Source organism: Paracoccus sp. 228, assembly GCF_000967825.1.
In the GTDB taxonomy this organism is placed as follows: Bacteria; Pseudomonadota; Alphaproteobacteria; order Rhodobacterales; family Rhodobacteraceae; genus Paracoccus; species Paracoccus marcusii.
Genome location: NZ_JYGY01000002.1, coordinates 63,120 through 79,603, shown reverse-complemented (window position 1 = coordinate 79,603; position 16,484 = coordinate 63,120). Strand labels below are relative to the sequence as shown.

15 protein-coding genes are annotated in these 16,484 nt (G+C 64.8%); 8 read left to right on the top strand and 7 right to left on the bottom strand.

Annotation, left to right across the window (positions count from 1 at the left end):
* Positions 1–12: 12 nt before the first annotated feature.
* Positions 13–1,008, bottom strand: a complete 996-nt coding sequence (locus tag SY26_RS05810; RefSeq protein ID WP_045999754.1) for a glycosyltransferase family 2 protein — start codon at positions 1,006–1,008, stop codon at positions 13–15.
* A 58-nt stretch (positions 1,009–1,066) separates the two neighbouring features.
* Here SY26_RS05810 and SY26_RS05805 point away from each other — a divergent pair, with 58 nt between their 5' ends.
* Positions 1,067–1,750, top strand: coding sequence for a tyrosine-protein kinase family protein (locus SY26_RS05805; RefSeq protein ID WP_045999753.1), 684 nt, complete (start codon positions 1,067–1,069; stop codon positions 1,748–1,750).
* Positions 1,751–3,190 carry a hypothetical protein gene (locus SY26_RS05800; RefSeq protein WP_157020424.1) on the top strand — a complete coding sequence of 480 codons (1,440 nt, stop codon included), beginning with the start codon at positions 1,751–1,753 and terminating at the stop codon, positions 3,188–3,190.
* Positions 3,191–3,246: 56 nt separating this feature from the next.
* On the opposite strand, the gene SY26_RS05795 is transcribed toward SY26_RS05800, so the two are convergent.
* Positions 3,247–4,443: a calcium-binding protein gene (locus SY26_RS05795; RefSeq protein ID WP_176695061.1), complete on the bottom strand. Its 1,197-nt coding sequence runs from the start codon at positions 4,441–4,443 to the stop codon at positions 3,247–3,249.
* Positions 4,444–4,648: 205 nt separating this feature from the next.
* Positions 4,649–5,827, bottom strand: coding sequence for a glycosyltransferase family 4 protein (locus SY26_RS05790; protein WP_045999751.1), 1,179 nt, complete (start codon positions 5,825–5,827; stop codon positions 4,649–4,651).
* Positions 5,828–6,004: 177 nt separating this feature from the next.
* Between SY26_RS05790 and SY26_RS05785 the strand changes: the two genes are divergently transcribed.
* On the top strand, positions 6,005–7,273 hold the full coding sequence (locus tag SY26_RS05785) for a glycosyltransferase family 4 protein (protein ID WP_198143096.1): 1,269 nt from the start codon (positions 6,005–6,007) through the stop codon (positions 7,271–7,273).
* A 57-nt stretch (positions 7,274–7,330) separates the two neighbouring features.
* Here SY26_RS05785 and SY26_RS05780 read toward each other — a convergent pair whose 3' ends face one another.
* Together SY26_RS05780 and SY26_RS05775 are read right to left on the bottom strand one after the other, a co-directional pair.
* Positions 7,331–8,011, bottom strand: a complete 681-nt coding sequence (locus tag SY26_RS05780) for a sugar transferase (RefSeq protein WP_045999750.1) — start codon at positions 8,009–8,011, stop codon at positions 7,331–7,333.
* A 409-nt stretch (positions 8,012–8,420) separates the two neighbouring features.
* Positions 8,421–9,260 carry a glycosyltransferase family 2 protein gene (locus tag SY26_RS05775; protein ID WP_045999749.1) on the bottom strand — a complete coding sequence of 280 codons (840 nt, stop codon included), beginning with the start codon at positions 9,258–9,260 and terminating at the stop codon, positions 8,421–8,423.
* Between the two features lie 130 nt (positions 9,261–9,390).
* On the opposite strand from SY26_RS05775, the gene SY26_RS05770 reads away from it, so the two are divergent.
* From SY26_RS05770 to SY26_RS05750, 5 genes are all read left to right on the top strand, one after another.
* Positions 9,391–10,068 carry a 4'-phosphopantetheinyl transferase gene (locus SY26_RS05770; protein WP_232303276.1) on the top strand — a complete coding sequence of 226 codons (678 nt, stop codon included), beginning with the start codon at positions 9,391–9,393 and terminating at the stop codon, positions 10,066–10,068.
* A 755-nt stretch (positions 10,069–10,823) separates the two neighbouring features.
* Positions 10,824–11,897, top strand: coding sequence for a sensor histidine kinase (locus SY26_RS05765; RefSeq protein ID WP_139598071.1), 1,074 nt, complete (start codon positions 10,824–10,826; stop codon positions 11,895–11,897).
* Positions 11,898–11,946: 49 nt separating this feature from the next.
* Positions 11,947–13,533: an FAD-NAD(P)-binding protein gene (locus SY26_RS05760; protein WP_052715212.1), complete on the top strand. Its 1,587-nt coding sequence runs from the start codon at positions 11,947–11,949 to the stop codon at positions 13,531–13,533.
* A gap of 76 nt (positions 13,534–13,609) precedes the next feature.
* Positions 13,610–14,035, top strand: a complete 426-nt coding sequence (locus SY26_RS05755) for a CopG family transcriptional regulator (protein WP_045999747.1) — start codon at positions 13,610–13,612, stop codon at positions 14,033–14,035.
* Entirely contained in the window at positions 14,032–15,078 is a 1,047-nt protein-coding gene (locus tag SY26_RS05750; protein WP_084693713.1) for a PHB depolymerase family esterase, read from the top strand. Before SY26_RS05755 ends, SY26_RS05750 begins: the two co-directional genes overlap by 4 nt.
* Before the next feature lie 39 nt (positions 15,079–15,117).
* Here SY26_RS05750 and SY26_RS05745 read toward each other — a convergent pair whose 3' ends face one another.
* The gene (locus SY26_RS05745; protein WP_084693712.1) at positions 15,118–15,783 is read right to left on the bottom strand and encodes a ferritin-like domain-containing protein; all 666 of its coding nucleotides are present in this window, start codon (positions 15,781–15,783) and stop codon (positions 15,118–15,120) included.
* Positions 15,784–15,871: 88 nt separating this feature from the next.
* Positions 15,872–16,462 carry a phosphatase PAP2 family protein gene (locus SY26_RS05740; RefSeq protein ID WP_045999746.1) on the bottom strand — a complete coding sequence of 197 codons (591 nt, stop codon included), beginning with the start codon at positions 16,460–16,462 and terminating at the stop codon, positions 15,872–15,874.
* Between the last annotated feature and the right edge of the window lie 22 nt (positions 16,463–16,484).

Genomic DNA, 16,484 nt, shown 5'->3' with positions numbered 1-16,484 from the left:
CCGGCCGACGACCTACTTGTATTCGATCAGCGCGCCTCGGCGGTTGCGCAGCCGGTTCAGGTGGAACTGGGCCACGCCCATGGCCTCGGGGAACTTGCCCATCAGGGTATAGACCGCCCGCTTGCGTCCCAAGCGCCGCGACAGGCGTATCGCCTGCAACGGATAGACCAGCAGCAGCGCCAGCAACACCGGATGCACCAGCAGCGCGCCAAGAACCGCCACCACCGGCAGGATCAGGCCCCAGATCAGGGCGCGCCGGGTCTCCGCGGTCCAGTGTCGTTCGGGGGGCGCGCCATGCAGGGCCGCACCTTCGGCAAAGGCATGCCCCGCGCGCTTGCTGCGCCGCCACCATTGCCCGAACCGGGTGATGTCCGCGTCATGCAGCGTCATTTCCACGGGCAGCCGGCGAATGCGCCACCCGGCCGCCCGCAGGCGGACGCACATCTCGGGCTCTTCTCCCGCGATCAGCGATTCGCGGAAACCCCCGACGGCGGCGATCGCATGATGGCGAATCAGCATGTCGCCGCCCACGGCGCGGGCGTCGCCGACCGGCGTGTCCCATTCCAGGTCGCACAGCCAGTTATAGACCGATCGTTCGGGATAAAGCTCCCTGCGCCGTCCGGCGACAACCGCCAGTTGGGTATCTGCCTGCAGGGCCGGGACGGCGGCAGGCAGCCATTCCGGCTGCAGCATGCAGTCGCCGTCGATGAACTGGACGAATTCGGTCGGGTCGGCGGCAATGGCTTTCAACCCTGCATTGCGGGCCCGCGCCGCGGTGAATGGCAGGCCCATATCCAGATGCACGACCTGAACGCCCATCGCCTGCGCAAAATCCGCGCTGCCATCGGTCGATCCCGAATCGACATAGACAATCCGGGACAGCTGCTGCGACAAGGCGCGCAGACAGGCCTGAAGGCGTGCCCCCTCGTTCCGTCCGATGACGATCGCGGTGACGGGATAGTGCGGAAGGGAGCTGTCGGAATGTGCGGACAAGTCGATCTGCTTCATGCAATGTGCCCGATGATATGATACGAAACGGCGTCGAGACGGAAGAAAGAATTTGAGAATGGACGGTACCAGCGCCCGCAGGCACGACCATCTGAAGGCATGGTCGGCATTGCCCCAGATCGAGATGCCGCAAAAGGCCGCACTTCGTGCATTGATTGCGGACGATCACGGGTCTGAACGCAGCAGATCCTATGACCTGCTGCGGACGCGGATGCTGCCCGAGGTGACCGAACGCGGCTGGACGCGCATCGGCGTCAGCCAGGCCAGTCCGGGCCCGGCATCGTCGCTGACCGCGCTGAACCTGGCCTTGTCCGAGGCGCGCCGACCGGACCGCCACGTCCTGTTGATCGATCTGGACATTGCGCATCAACCGGTGCTGGCCCGGTTTGGCCAAGCCAGGGCGCCCGCCGGTCCGCTGTTTCGCGCCTGCACGGTGACGCCGCGGCTTGCCTTTGCCACCGTGCAGGCCGCGCCCGACCTGGCCGCGATCACGCTGCTGTCGCCGCAGTTCCAGCAGGCCCTGTCAGAGATGATCATGGGGATGGCCGCGGATGTCACCATTCTGCACCTGCCCCCTTGCCTGTCCGACGATGCCGGCCTGGCGGCGCTGCCGCTGGTCGACACGGTCTTGCTGACGATCGACGGACGCCGCGACACGGCGGCGGATCTGCGCCGCTGCGAGGCGCATGTCACCCGTCATTGCCCCGTGCTGGGGCTGTTTCTTCATAACGCCGAGGCTTGAATGGGACCGATTGTCGGAATACGCGAATTCATCGGGATGCTGTCGCGCCGGGGACCGGTGATGGCCGCGCTTCTGGTCGTTTGCGTGCTGGTCGCGCTGGCACAGGCGCTGGCGCTGCCCCGAGCGTTTGAATCGATCGCCGTGCTGCAGGTCCAGCCGACCGTCCTGACCGGTGGCGTCGACAGCGGCGACACCGCCACCCGCCTGCGCACCATCGAACAGCGGATCATGGCCCGCAACAACGTGCTGGACATGATCGACCGTTTCAACCTCTACGACGACACGCCGCTGAGCGAGGATGAAAAGGTCGCGCAGTTCCGCCAGGATGTGCGCATCAACTTTGTCGCGGGCGTCACCGCCTCTGCCGGCGCGATGGAGGAGGTGTCCGCCATCCAGGTGACGGCGCAGACCGGCACCGCCGCCGGTTCCGCCAATCTGGCCAATGACATCGTCGACCAGATCCAGACCGGCAACTTGAGAGAGCGCGACCAGCGATTGAGCGAGCTGATCGGCACGCTGGAGACGCAGGACCGCCGCGCGCTTGAGGCGATTGCCGCGGTCGAGGCCGACTTGGCGGCCTTCCGCACGGAAAACACCGACCGGATGCCTGAGAACCTGGAGTTTTTGGCCGCAGAGCAGACCCGTCTGGAAGGCCAGCGGACCGAACTGATCCGCTCCCTGCAGGCGCTGGAACGCGAGCGCCTGGCGCTGGAGGTGGGGACATCCGAACTGGGCCGCCAGGAACCGCTGGCCCAGCAGCTCCGCATCCTGGAGGTCGATCTGGCCCAAGCCCGGCGCACGCTGGCCCCGAACCACCCCGAAGTGCAGCGCTTGGAGGCGCAGATCGACGCCCTGCGCGAAGGCGACGGACAGCAAATGTCGGTCGGCCAAAGCCGCCAGATCGACCTGATCCGGCAGCAGGAGGAATCGCTGCAGCTGGAATTGGCGGCGATCGACCGCCGCCTGCCGATGATCGCCGCGAATGTCGCGGGCATTCCCGAGGTGTCGGAGACGATGGCGGACTATACCCGCCGGCTTGCCGCGCTGGAGGTACCGCGCATGGCCATCGCCGAACGCCTGTCGCAGGCGCGCCTGGATCAGAGCCTTGTGACCAGCGACTATGGTCAGCAGATGATCCTGCTGGAAAGCGCAACCGAGGCGGAATACCCGCTCAGTTCGGGCCGCAAGCGTCTGGCGATGCTGGGTGTCGTCCTGGGGTTGGGTCTGGCGCTGCTGTCCGGCTTCTTGCTGGAGGTGCGACGCCCTGTGCTGCGGACGCAGGCCATGGTGACGAAATATCTGGGCGTGGCGCCGATCGCGTCGATCCCGTTCCGGCCGACGGCTCGGGAACAGGTGGTTCAACGGACGCGAAATGCCGCCAGCTTCGTGATCCTGATCGCCGGTGTCGTGGTCGGGGTCGTCCTGGTGCTGAACCGCTAGTGTTCTGCGCGCATCGGCCCGGATCGGGGCCGATGCGCGCAGATCATGTCATGACGTCAGATGAAATCGAAGACGTCGTGCAGCAGGACGGAATCGCCGCCGCCAAAGTTCAGCAGGGTGCCATCGCGGACCTCCGTCGCGGAATAGCTGCGACCGCCCAGATCCAGGACATCGCGACCCGTCTCGAACCCGTAGACGGTATCGGCATCGTCACCCGCGCGGAAGATCAGCACGTCACGATCGCCATCGCCGTTGTTGCCGTCGCCGATCCAGATGCTGTCATCACCCTGACCGCCCCGGACCGTGTCCTTGCCCATCGATCCGTCCAGCGTGTCGTCACCGCTGCTGCCGGTCAGACGGTCATGGCCCCACCGGGTGTTGAAGTTCACGCCGTCGCCGCTGTCGGACACTCGCGCCCGCGATGCATCGATGACGTCATTGCCCGAATGGGTCCAGCCCAGTTCGAAATTGACGAAGCGCAGGCTGGCGTCACCGCCGATAGTGGTGCTGGCATTGCCCGAGAACGCGCCGTTCGACAGCACGCGGTCAACTGTGACGGTAACGCCTGCGATGCCGACATCCTCGTTATGGCCCCAGATGTCGCCGCGCTTGATCCAGATGTTGATCAGGTCGTCGCCTGCCCCACCGTTGATCGTGTCGTGGCCGGGGTTGTGGTTGGCATCGCCATTGCCCCACCGGATGTTGTCCTGGCCCGCGCCACCGTTGATCCGGTCGTTGCCCGTGCTGGAATGGATGAAGTCGTTGCCGGCGCCGCCGTTGATCGTGTCGTTGCCCGACCCGCCGTCCAGCACGTCGTCATAGCGCGATCCGGCGATGCGGTCGTTCCCCGCCCCGGTAAAGATCGACACGCCATGGCCGGGCTTGCCGCCGCCGACGGTGTTCATGGATGCATTCGCCGCGGAGACGATGTCGTTGCCGGCAGTGCCATGGATGCGCTCTATGCCGGTGAACTCCACCCGTTCGTTCCCGATCCGGGCCACGCCGTCCTCGGTCGACCGAAGGGAGATGCGGGCACCCGCGCTGCCTTCCAGATACAGCCTGTCGCCGCCGGGATTGCCGGGCGTATAGGGGTTAGCATCAAAGCGTTCGCTGCCGGTACCGCCGTGATAGCGGTCATTGCCCATGCCCGGCCGCCAGTAGAACGTATCCAATCCTCCAAGACCCCAGACTTCGTCTGACTGCCCGCTGCCACGCATGGCGTCGTCGCCATTCGATCCTCTGATTGTCGGCATCCCTTGATCCCATTCGTGTTGCCCGATGTACGGCAGCATTATGCGATCAAGATTAAGGCTTTATTATCCCCAACTGAAAAGGTTCCCTATCAGCAGCAAGATTTTGCAATTGCCGTATTACCTTGAGCGGATCCCCGCATTTGTGCAGGCGTATCACGTAATTTTTGGGGTTGGCAGCGATTTTCCGCTTGTCTTTCTGCCAATGCTACTTTTGGGCTTCTGCGATCCGACTCAGAAGCAGCCGCGCGTTTGTTTGATGGTCGAATGAAACCAGGGCGGACTGGCGGGCCGCTTGACCCATTGCGCCAGCAAATTCCGGGTCCGACTGCAGCCGGCGCAGCCGGTCGACGATGGCCGCAACATCGCCTTGCGGGACCAAAAACCCGTCGACGCCGTCGCGAATCATGTCGCCCGTCCCGCCGATTCGCGAACAGATCACCGGCAGGCCGCAGGCCATCGCCTCCATCACCGTGACCGGGGCCGCTTCGCCCTGTCCGATGGATGACAGGGCTAGCGCGTCGACGCTGCGCAGCAGATCCAGCACGCGCGATTCGTCCAGCGACCCCATCATCTGGACCTGGTCCTGCAGGCCGAGCCGATCGATTTCGGCCAGGATCGCGTCCCGTTCAGGGCCTTCACCTGCGATGCGATAGGCGATGGAAATGCCCTGCTGCCGCAGCTGGGCCAATGCCTGCAGGAAGAACCGGTGGCCCTTCATGTGGTTCAGACGGGCCACCGTTGCGACGGTGAAATCCTGCCCCGGCGCACGATCCGACGGGGTGAAGCGCGCACAATCGACGCCCATCCAGATCACCGGGTTCGGGGTCGCGGGGCTGACCTCCGCAATCTGCTGCGCCAAGGGCAGGGTCACCGCGGCGACAAAGCTGGCACGTGCCATCTTGGCGGCATGGTCCACACCATAGACCGGCAGATCCCCATGCAGTGTCAGGCTGTAGGTTAGGTCGCCCAGGATCGCAGCCAATGCACCCAGATGCGCGGCATTGGCGCAGGAATGAATGTGCAGGTGCCGCACATCGTGGCGTCGCGCGTCCTGGACCAGATCTGCCGCCGAGGGAAGCAGCGCCAGCAGCCGCAGCCTGCCGGCGATCGACGTCTGCGATAGGCCCGCCAGATAGGCCACCGCACGCGCGGTACGGACCGGATGCGCCAGCAGACCCCGCACCGCACCGATGCGGGGTGGAAACAGGTAGGTCGTGCGCGCCGCGGCCTGTTCGGCGAAGGCATGGGGGCACGACCCCGCGGGCGGGCGGCGCGTCGAATACAGGCGGACGGGTGTGCCAGCATCCTCGATCGCGCCGATCTCTCTCCAGAAGAACGCATGGGTCTGCGACGGAAATTCGGGAACAACATAGCCCAGTGCCAAGATCGCGTCTCCCTACTGCCCGCGCGAAGCCCGTTGCCGCTATCCAAAGCGCGGGACTGTAAAAATCGGTGCAATCTTTCGATCAGGCCGATGGCCTAGACCGTCCGAGTCGGCTAGTGTTTCCCTGTTGTCGGCCATCGCCCCGGCGCGTTCAAGATCTAGCGAAGAGGCCTCTGGATGTCCCTGTCTCGACCACGGGTCCTGGTGATCGCCGAAGCGGCCAACCCGGAATGGGTCTCGGTCCCGCTGGTCGGCTGGTCGCTGGCCGCGGCGCTGCATCGCCAGACCGACGTGCATATCGTCACCCAGATCCGCAATCGCGACGCTTTCCTGCGTGCCGGCATGGTCGAGGGTCGCGACTTTACCGCCATCGACAGCGAGGCCGTCGCTGCCCCCATGTACCGCGCCGCCGAGGTTCTGCGCATGGGCAAGGGCCGCGGCTGGACTACCGTCACCGCCATCGCCGCCCTGAGCTATCCCTATTTCGAACGCCTTGTCTGGAAGCGTTTCGGCGATGACATCCGTGCCAAGCGGTTCGACATCGTGCATCGCGTCACGCCGCTGTCGCCAACGACGGCCTCGACCCTGGCGCCCAAGGTGGCGGCGGCAGGTGTGCCCTTCGTGCTGGGGCCGCTGAACGGCGGCGTGCCTTGGCCCAGGGGCTTCGATGCGGAACGGCGGCGCGAACGCGAATGGCTTTCCTATGTCCGCGGCATCTACAAGCTGAACCCGCAGCTGCGCCGCACCCATGCGGCCGCGGCACTGATCATTGCCGGATCGCGCCACACCGCCAGCGAGATTCCCAAGCGCTTTCAGGACAAGGTCGTATGGCTGCCCGAAAATGCCATTGATCCGACGCGCTTCAACCTGGTCGCGCCACAGGACACGACGTTGCCCCTGCGCGCCTGCTTTGTCGGTCGGCTTGTGCCCTACAAGGGGCCGCACATCCTGCTGGACGCGATCGCACCCTTTGCGCGGTCAGGTCAGATGGTTCTGGATATCATCGGAGAGGGCCCGATGCTGCCCGAACTGACGGCGCAGGCCGACAGCCTCGGCATTGCCGATACGGTGAAGTTCCACGGCCACCTTCCCCACCAGCAAGTGCAGCAGATCCTGGCCGCCGCAAACCTGCTGACTTTCCCCTCCATCCGCGAATTCGGTGGCGGGGTCGTGCTGGAGGCGATGGCCCTGGGCGTCGTCCCGATGGTCGTCGACTATGCCGGACCCGGAGAGCTGGTGACCGCCGAGACGGGTTTCGCCATCCCCCTCGGGACCCGCCAGCAGATCGCGGCGCGGATGGAACAGGCGCTAGCGGACGTGTTGCGCGACCCGACGCGACTGACCACGATGGCCACGGCCGCCCGGCGGATGGTGCAGGATCACTATACTTGGGATGCCAAGGCCGCACAGATCATCGCGATGTACCGGGATGTGCTGAAACCCTGACGAAAGCGCCCACCATCCGGAAGGATGGTGGACCTTCTTGTCACGACGAGGCGGAGATCAGCACCCGGTGCAGCGGGCAACGACCTGGAAGGTGCGGATGATCGTGGACACGTCCAGCGCCAGGCTGATTTCCCGAGAGTAGCGTTCGTCGAACACCGCACGGGTCGCAAAGGTCGATCCGTTGCGGACCGAGACCTGCCACAGGCCGGTCAGGCCGGGGCGGTGCGCCGCGTAGTAGACGCCCGGGTACAGGACGCGCTGTTCGGGCATCATCGGACGGGGACCGACCAGGCTCATGTGGCCCAGGATCACGTTGATCAGCTGCGGCAGCTCGTCGAGCGAGCTCTTGCGCAGGAACGCACCGATCTTGGTGACGCGCGGATCGTTGCGCAGCTTCTGATCGGCATCCCACTCTGCGCGGGCGGCGGGGTTGGCCGCCAGATGGGCCTCCAGCAGTTGATCCGCCTGGGGCTTCATGGTGCGGAACTTGTACAGGCGGAACGATTTCCACCCGCGGCCAAGACGGTTCTGCGTGTAGATCGGCGACCCGCCGTCCAGCATGACCGCCAGCGCGACCAGGACCATGACCGGGATCAGGAACGGCAGCGCAAGCAGGATCAAGGACAGGTCAAGCAGACGCTTGCCACCGTTATCATACACTTTGGGAAGTTCGATCCCGGCGACCGGGTTGGTGGCCTGCGAGGAGCCGAGCTCGTGGCCGTCATTCGACTGTAGCATCTGCGTATCTCCGCACTCGTGACAAAGAAATCAATAAACTTTTAACTAAAGGTCCCGGCGAACCGTCGCGAAGGCCCATGGGCCGCTTCTATCCAACGCACCAATATAGATACAAGTTGTACAAAAAGATGGTCCGCCGCTGCGGTTTCACCTTTTGATTTAAGGGCTAATGCGATTTTGCACGCTACGGTTGTGAATCACGGGTGTTTTCACCCGCATGACAGCATTTGACGCCCAAGTTTTCACGGGTTCCGTTAAAACGGCCCGAATATTGTCCGGAAAGTCAAATCCTGGATCAATTCAATTTGATCTATTAACCAACATATAAGATCGGCCTTGGGGCACACTCCCTGCGGGTGTGCTCAGGCGGCCATCGCATTCCTGCAACCGGAAGATGCGCAAGGCCGCGTTAGCGGCCGCGATCCCAACCCTGCGATGGGCGGCCAAGACGGACCGCGACGGTGACCGTCGCGTAAACTGCGAACCCGACCGGATCGGTCAGGCCGAGCCGCAGCATACGACCCATGGACGGGCGGTCGCCCGATGCGTTCTGCTGCAAGTCGGGATAGCGCTCCGCCAGCTGCGCGGTCCCCGCATCCTGGCGTCGGCGAACGCGGATCAGGCGGCGAAACCCTTCCGTGATGGGCCAGGCGTACGGAACCTCGACCCGCGTCCGTTCGACCGGGGAAAAGTTCAGCCGTGCGAACCCGTCGTCAGCGATCACGGGCGGAAACTGGTCCCACCGCGCGCGCCCTTCTGCGTTCATTGCGAACAGGCCGGCCCCCGTCACGCCGGTGTCCACGAAAGGAAGCTTTTGCCAAAACCGCGCATAGGCCCGCGACAGCAGGTTCCGGGCCGGCGGCACGGTCAGCTTGGCCCCTGCATAGCGCGCACCCGGCCCCGACAGGGCGGTATGCAGCGCCTCGATCATGCCCGGTCCGATCACCACATCGGCATCCAGATAGATGCGCGTTCCACCGGTCGCCGCAGCGTCGCCCATGTTCAGTGCGGCGATCTTGTTCCCGATGGCGGTTTCCAGCACCGAGACCTGCCAGCCCGCCGTCGTCAGGGCGGGCGCGGCATCGCGGGCCAGTTGTGCAGTGGCATCTGTACAGCCATTCGCGATCACGACGATCTGATGCGACACGCCGGGCACAAGACGTTGCGCACACAGCCCGCGCAGACAGGCGCCGATGCCGGCTTCCTCCTGATGGGCTGGCAGGATGACGCTGATACCATCAATATCCATCGCAGTGATCCCTACCCATGCCCCGTGCCTTCGCCTTATCGCCCGTGGGTTGCGCTCTGGCAATGCCGTGACGATGCGGCCGTATCCCATTGCCGCGAACCCCGCCGCGGGCTTAGATCGGACCATGAAGATGGAGGAACAGACCAGTGTCGCGCAGGCGATTCGGGCGATGCTGCCGCAGGGCGTCGGACTGGCCGTGTGCGATATCGACGTCCCGCAGCCGCCTCTCTGGCCGGAGGAGGAGGCGGCGGTACGGCGCGCGGTCCCCTCGCGCATCCGCGAATTCACCGCAGGCCGCGCGGCCGCACGGCTGGCCATGACCGATGTGGGCCTGATGCCTGCCGCCGTCACCACGACCGCAGCGCGGGCACCGGTCTGGCCGCCGGGCCTGTCGGGCAGCATCACCCACACAGCGCGGATCGCCGCGGCCGTCGTGTCACGGCAAGCGGATTGGCCGGCCATCGGTCTGGATCTGGAGCGGGCGGAGCCGATGTCGGACGACATGGCGGAACTGATCCGCCACCCGCTGGACCATGTCGATCCGGTGCTCTCCGAACCACTGGCAGCGACACTACTGTTCAGTGCCAAGGAAGCTGCGTTCAAGGCCCAGTTTCCACTGACCGGGTTGTGGATCGACTATAGCCAAGTACCGCTGACCATTACGGCCGACGGTTTCACCCTCAGCGTGCAAGGCGTCCCTCTGAGCGGCCACTGGCGACGTGCAGGCGAACTGTTCGCAACAACGGTCCTGATAGGGAGGGAGCATGCCGACGCATTGAGGCTAGGCGAAGGCATTTGGAGTGTCTGACGCGCAGTCTGAAACTCCAATATTGTTCTATGACATTGAGGGGAGACAGTGATCCAGCAGGGCGATCTGCTAATAAACAATATTTGCAATTTTATCGCATTTTTGTTGACAATTGATGAAAACACATCTTCCGATTATTAGAATTGAAGTTTCTAAATTGGCAAAAACTCTTTGCATGCTGTTCACTTCATCGAGAAAGCCACGCCACGCAATTTCAAACCGCTATTGTATCGCGCTAAGGACTAATTTGTTTTACGGCGCTTGGGCACCTGGATACCGTTACGTCCAATGACATCGCGGCCAACCAAAAAATCGCCTGTTGGTCTCGTCGATGCTGTTGATTTGTGATGATCGGGTCTGGCCGCTCAGTCGGGCCGTAAGGTCTGGCACGTCTGCGAAGGCTGGCCTTACGTGTTGACGAAGCCGTGGCGGCTGGCGCTCCTCAATCCCTGCAGCGTCGAGATGATACGACGTATAACCGTTTGAATACTTTATCTTAAACGATGTCGAAGAAACCGCTCTGCTCATGAAAAACGCCACCAACCGCTACCCTATGGCGGATTTGATCGACACCTTCACCCCATGCCGTTGAACCGCGGCCTCGCCGCGCTGACCGCCCTTCCGACGGCTGCCGTACCGACAATCCAAAAGCTCCGTCAAACATCAGTCATTTCTGCCATTTTCCACCGCATTATTCTTGCTAAGGTGCGGATGGTCCGGCATTGGCCGGCCGCGGGGACAAGACGGGACATGACGTGACGAACGCTGCAGCGCCTGACCGCCGGACGCTGTCCGACAAGCTGATGCAGGGGCTGGGCGCGGCGCTTCTGGCCCGCAGGTCTCTGCGCCATCAGGTGGTGTTCGCCCTGTCGGCGATCGTGCTGTCGACTGCGCTGCGCTTTGCGTTGAACGATGCGCTACCGCCTGGATTTCCGTTCCTGACCTTCTTTCCTGCCGTCATGCTGACGCTGGTCTTCTCGTCGCTGCGGTCCGGATTGGCCGTGGGCGTGGCCTGCGGGGTCATCGCGTGGTATTTCTTCATCGAACCGGTGCGCAGCCTGGCCATCACGCCGGGAGCCATCGTCGCGCTGCTGCTCTATGCGCTGATCATTGCCACGGACGTGGTGTTCATCACCGCCGCCGGTCGGGCCCTGGAACAGCGCATGGCCGCCGAACAACGCGCCAACGCGTTGGCGACATCACGCAGCCTGATGTTCTCTGAACTGCAGCACCGGATCTCGAACAACCTGTCCACAGTCGCGGCGCTGCTGCGCCTGCAGTCCCAGCTGGTCGCGGACGAGACCGCGCGCCAGGCGCTGGTCGCGTCGCAGACCCGCATCCGGTCGATATCGCTGCTGCAGCGGCGGCTGCATTCACCGGACCTGCAAACGCTGGACGCGGCCGAATACCTGCGCGAGGTGCTGCATGACGTGGTGGAGGTCACGGGCGCAGGCGACGTCGATCTGGACTTCAGCGCCGACAGCCTGCCGCTGCCGCATGACACGGCCGTCCCTTTGGGTCTGATTGCCAGCGAACTGGTGATGAACGCCATCGAACACGGCGCCCCCGAAGGCCGCGACACGGAGATCACCGTCAGGCTGACCGTCGACGCGGCCAGCCCTGACGGACGCATCCCCGCGACGCTGCGCATCGTGGACCAGGGCCCTGGCCTGCCCGAAGGCTTCGATCTGGAGACGTCGGACAGCCTGGGACTGATCGTCGCACGCCAGTTCGCGACGGCGCTGAACGGCCAACTGACGCTGGCGAAAGGCAAGGACGGCGGCACGGTGGCGCGGCTGGACTTTCTGATCGACCCGACCAGCATTTGATGCCGGAACGGACGCCCACGGGCGGCGTTTCAAACCCATGGACACACATATGACCGCCAGGACCATCGCGATCGTCGGCATCGGCCCGACCGGCATCTATACGCTGCTGCACCTTCTGGACACTGGCCTGCCCCTGGCGGTCACGCTGTACGAAAAGGGACCGCGTGCCGGGATCGGCATGCCCTATTCACCCGAAATGTCGAACCGCGCGATGCTGGCCAACATCGCCAGCATCGAGATACCGCCCATTGCGACCACCTATCTGGACTGGCTGCAGGATCAGCCGGATGCGCGGCTGAGATCCTACGGCCTGGACCCCCAGGACCTGGACGAGCGTCAGTTCACGCCGCGCCTGCTGCTGGGTGAATATTTCCGCGATCAGCTGATGGCGCTGGTCGATCGGGCGCGGTCACGGGGCTACCGGATCGACATCCGCGAGGCGACCGAGGTTCTGGACATCCAGTCCGACGATACAGGCCTGAGCGTGATGACGGCGGATGGGTGCGACGGTCCCTTCGACCGCGTGATCGTCGCCACAGGCCACGCCTTCCCCGATGAGGACGAGGCCACCCGCAGCTATTTCCCCAGTCCCTGGTCCGGACTGATCGAGGCCGACATTCCCGCCGTGCGGGTCGGCATCATGGGCACCTCTCTCAGTTCGATCGACGCGGCGATGGCGGTGGTGAACCAGCACGGTCGTTTCCGCCGCAAGGGTGATGACCTGCGCTTTGATCTGGACCCGGCATCGGCGGATCTGCGGATCGTGATGATGTCGCGGTCGGGCGTCCTGCCCGAGGCCGACTTCTATTGCCCCATCCCCTATGAACCCCTGACCATCGCCACCGCCCCGGCGCTGGCCGCCTGCCTGTCGACCCCGGCGCCCTTGGACGCGGCCTTCGGTCTGGTCCGGGCCGAGATCATGCAGGCCGACCCGGCCTTCGCGCTGAGGATCGGGTTGGGCGGGTTGGACGCGGACAGCTTTGCAGATGCCTATTTCGCCGCGCGCGAGGCCGCCGATCCGTTCAAATGGGCCCGCGCCAATCTGGACGAGGTCGAACACAACAAGGCGCACAAGATCACCGTCGCCTGGCGCTATGCCCTGCTGCGCATGCATGAGCAGGTCGAGGAGATCGTGCCGGACCTGTCCGACGACGACCGCGACCGGTTCGACAGGGGTCTGAAGAAGGTGTTTGTCGACAACTATGCCGCAGTCCCGTCGGAATCGATCCGGCGCGTCCTGGCGCTGCGCGATGCCGGCATCTTGTCGATCATGCCCCTGGGCGAGGATTACGACATGACCCGCGATGGCGCAGAGACCGTCATCGTCCATGACGACCGCATCGAACGCTTTGCCGTGTTCATCGATGCACGGGGGCAAAAACCCCTCAGCACCGAAGACCTGCCCTTCCCGACGTTGCGGCGCGCGCTGCTGGAGGCGGATCACGAAATTCCCGACGTGGCGCGGGATTACAGCCTGCTGGGCGCGGGTCCGTTCAGCGGCAGGCTGTGTTTGGCGGCGATCCCCTACCTGATGCACGACCGCCCGTTCGTTCAGGGGATCACAGCCTGTGCCGACATCGCAGAGGCCATCGCGCGGGGCATGGCGACCGGACGCCGTCGCAGGCTGGTGTCGTAGGACAGACTGACAAAGATCAGGTCGCAATTCTTTTCTTATACATCCATATGGATGGTATAAGGAAGGGATAACAATCATGGCGACCGCCTCTCCGGCCCGGACGGCCGATACCGAAAAGATCACCATCAATCTGGGCTTCGTCGATTTGGGACGGATCGACCTGCTAGTGCGCGAAGGCTTCTATGCCAGTCGCAGCGACCTGATCCGCACCGCGATCCGGGCGCAACTGGACCGACACGATGCCTCGGTGGCCCCGGCCATCGTGCGCGACGATTTCGTGATGGGTCTGCGCGATCTGTCCCGGGCCGAACTGGAGGCCCTGCAGGCCGCGAACCAGATGCTGGACCTGCGGGTGATCGGGCTTGCCCGCTTTGCCCGCGACATTCCCCCGGACCTGATCACCGCCACGATCCGCTCGATCGAGGTTCTGGGCACCATCCAGGCGGATGCCGGGGTCAAGGCGGCGCTGGACGCCTGCCGAACGAACAAGGGAACACGATGATGACCGAACAGATGCCGATGAACATGGCCCGCATCACCGAATTGATGCGGTCGGGCGATCTGGCGCAAGCCACGCAGATGATCCAGTCGGGATTGGGCGGGGGCGCGATGCCGCGCATGCCGGCTGGCGGCCTGTCGATGCCGCAGATGCCCCGGATGCCGGCGGGCTTTCCTGCAGGTGCGGCCATGCGCGACAGCACGCCGATGGACATCCCCCAGGGTGCCAGCTGGACCACCCACCAGCATCAGGCGGCAGGGCAGTCGCGCGACTATCGCCTGTATCTGCCCGCGTCGCTGGAGGGGCGCCCGGCTGCAGGGCTGTTGCTGCTGCTGCACGGCTGCACGCAGGACCCGGACGATTTCGCCCGCGGCACCGGCATCATGGCGGCGGCAGAGCGCCATCGGATGATCGTCGTGGCCCCCGCACAGACGTCACAGGCCAACATGAACCGCTGCTGGAACTGGTTCGAGGCCCGTCATGCCGCCCGCGACGGCGGAGAGGCCGCCTTTCTGGTCGACCTGACCCGCAGCGTCGCCCACGACCACGCCGTGGCCCCCGACCGGCGCTTTGCCGCAGGGCTGTCGGCCGGCGGGGCGATGGCGGTGATCCTGGGCGCGGTCTTTGCGGACGATTTCGGTGCCGTGGCCTGTCATTCGGGCCTTCCCAACGGCGCGGCTACGGACATGGCGGGCGCGTTCCAGGCGATGTCGCAGGGCGGGTCCGATCGAGGTGAGGGCGTGGGCTGCCGGCTGTTCGTCGTGCATGGCGCGACCGACAAGACCGTGTCGCCGCGCAACGCCGATGCCGTAGTGGCGCAGGCGCTGCGGCGGCAACCCGGCCTGATCCGACGCGCTGCGGATGCACGGCTGAATGACCGTGCCGTGCATATCGGCCGATACCGCAATGACGCGGGCACGCTGCGGATCGAGGCGTGGCGGGTTCAAGGACTGGGTCACGCGTGGTCCGGTGGTCAGCCAACCGGCAGCCACACCGCTCCGGGACCCTTGGCCACTGATGCGATGATGGCGTTCTTCCTGGCATGACGAAAACGGCCCCCGGATTGCGGGGGCCGTCCTATGCGCTCAAGCGTCGTGGTCGTCGTATTCGGCGGCCGCGTCGTTCACCGAATCCTCGGCCAGTTCGGTCAGCTTGGTGTCGGCCGCGCTTTCCTGGGCCAGGATCCCCTCCAGGTGGGTCTTCGCCTCATCCATCCCCAAGGCCTCGGCAAAGGCGCGCATCGAGCCGTAACGCGTGATCTCGTAATGCTCGACCGCCTGACAGCTGAAGATGATCGCGGCGTCGGCGGCAACGCAGTCACCGAAATCCTCCAAAAGGCTTTCGCCCTCTTCCAGGATGCCGTCGATGGCGTCGCATTTCACGGCCTTGGCATGCTTGCCCAACAGCTCGAAAATCGCCTCCAAGGTCTCGATCTGGCCTGCGGTCTCCTCGCGATGCGCGGTCAGGGCGGCGATCAAGTCGGGATGGTCGGCCGCCTTGATCATCTTGGGCAGCGTCTTGTAGATTTTCTTCTCGGCGTAATACATGTCCGCCAGGGCGTGTTCGAACAGATCCGCAAGGCCCTTGTCCGTCGCCGCGGCCTCGGCGGCCTTGGCCTTGGATTTCGCAGCCACAGCCCGCGACCGCTTGGTGCGGGCCTCGGCGGTGGGTTTCGCGGTCTTCTGCCCTGCCGCGCGGGCGGATTTCCTGGTCACGGTCTTGGTCTTGGTGTCGTCGGAGGCGGTCGCCATGATGTCTCTCCCTGGCCCGGCAGGATCGCAGGGCCGTATCCTGTCGATGAAACGGGCGGTCGTGACGCCACGTTCCGTTGACATAAGTTCAGTCGCGCGCGGCCCTGTCCCACAGCCGGCGCACGACCAGCGCCGAGACCAGACCCAGAACCGCACCGGCCGCGACATCGCCCGGATAGTGCTTGCCCCGCGGCACCTGGATTCCCGCGATCATCGCCGCGACCCCCAGGGCGGGCACGGCCATGTGCGGCAGATCGCGCGCGACGACGACGGCCACCGCCACCGCACCCGCCGTGTGCCCCGAAGGAAAGGACGTCTCGTGGCCGCCCCGGCTTTCGCCGGGCTCGCAGCGATAGTCCTGCCGCTTGATCATCTCGACCGGGCGGGTGCGGCGAAAGCGGTTCTTGATCACCCGCTTGACCGAATTGGCCAGGACATGCGCCGCCATCATCCGCAGGCCTGTGCGCGCGACATGATCCTGCCCCGACAACGCCCCGCCCAGGATCACGCTGCCGCAAACCAGGGACAAGGGCACCTGGTCGGCCACCTCGCTCAGCGTGCCGACGGCCTTGACGACCGGATGGTGGCGGTGGCGCGCGGCTTGGGCAGCGGCCTCCTTGTCGGCCTGCTCCAGCGGGCCCGCATCATCGGCGCCGGGGGTGCGGATCGTGGTGTTCATCGGGAAAACTCTCGTCTGTTCG

Coding starts and splice junctions, on each gene's coding strand:
- SY26_RS05810 (WP_045999754.1), bottom strand. CDS start 1,008: ATGAAGCAGATCGACTTGTCCGCACATTCCGACAGCTCCCTTCCGCAC.
- SY26_RS05805 (WP_045999753.1), top strand. CDS start 1,067: ATGGACGGTACCAGCGCCCGCAGGCACGACCATCTGAAGGCATGGTCG.
- SY26_RS05800 (WP_157020424.1), top strand. CDS start 1,751: ATGGGACCGATTGTCGGAATACGCGAATTCATCGGGATGCTGTCGCGC.
- SY26_RS05795 (WP_176695061.1), bottom strand. CDS start 4,443: ATGCCGACAATCAGAGGATCGAATGGCGACGACGCCATGCGTGGCAGC.
- SY26_RS05785 (WP_198143096.1), top strand. CDS start 6,005: ATGTCCCTGTCTCGACCACGGGTCCTGGTGATCGCCGAAGCGGCCAAC.
- SY26_RS05780 (WP_045999750.1), bottom strand. CDS start 8,011: ATGCTACAGTCGAATGACGGCCACGAGCTCGGCTCCTCGCAGGCCACC.
- SY26_RS05775 (WP_045999749.1), bottom strand. CDS start 9,260: ATGGATATTGATGGTATCAGCGTCATCCTGCCAGCCCATCAGGAGGAA.
- SY26_RS05770 (WP_232303276.1), top strand. CDS start 9,391: ATGGAGGAACAGACCAGTGTCGCGCAGGCGATTCGGGCGATGCTGCCG.
- SY26_RS05760 (WP_052715212.1), top strand. CDS start 11,947: ATGACCGCCAGGACCATCGCGATCGTCGGCATCGGCCCGACCGGCATC.
- SY26_RS05755 (WP_045999747.1), top strand. CDS start 13,610: ATGGCGACCGCCTCTCCGGCCCGGACGGCCGATACCGAAAAGATCACC.
- SY26_RS05750 (WP_084693713.1), top strand. CDS start 14,032: ATGATGACCGAACAGATGCCGATGAACATGGCCCGCATCACCGAATTG.
- SY26_RS05745 (WP_084693712.1), bottom strand. CDS start 15,783: ATGGCGACCGCCTCCGACGACACCAAGACCAAGACCGTGACCAGGAAA.
- SY26_RS05740 (WP_045999746.1), bottom strand. CDS start 16,462: ATGAACACCACGATCCGCACCCCCGGCGCCGATGATGCGGGCCCGCTG.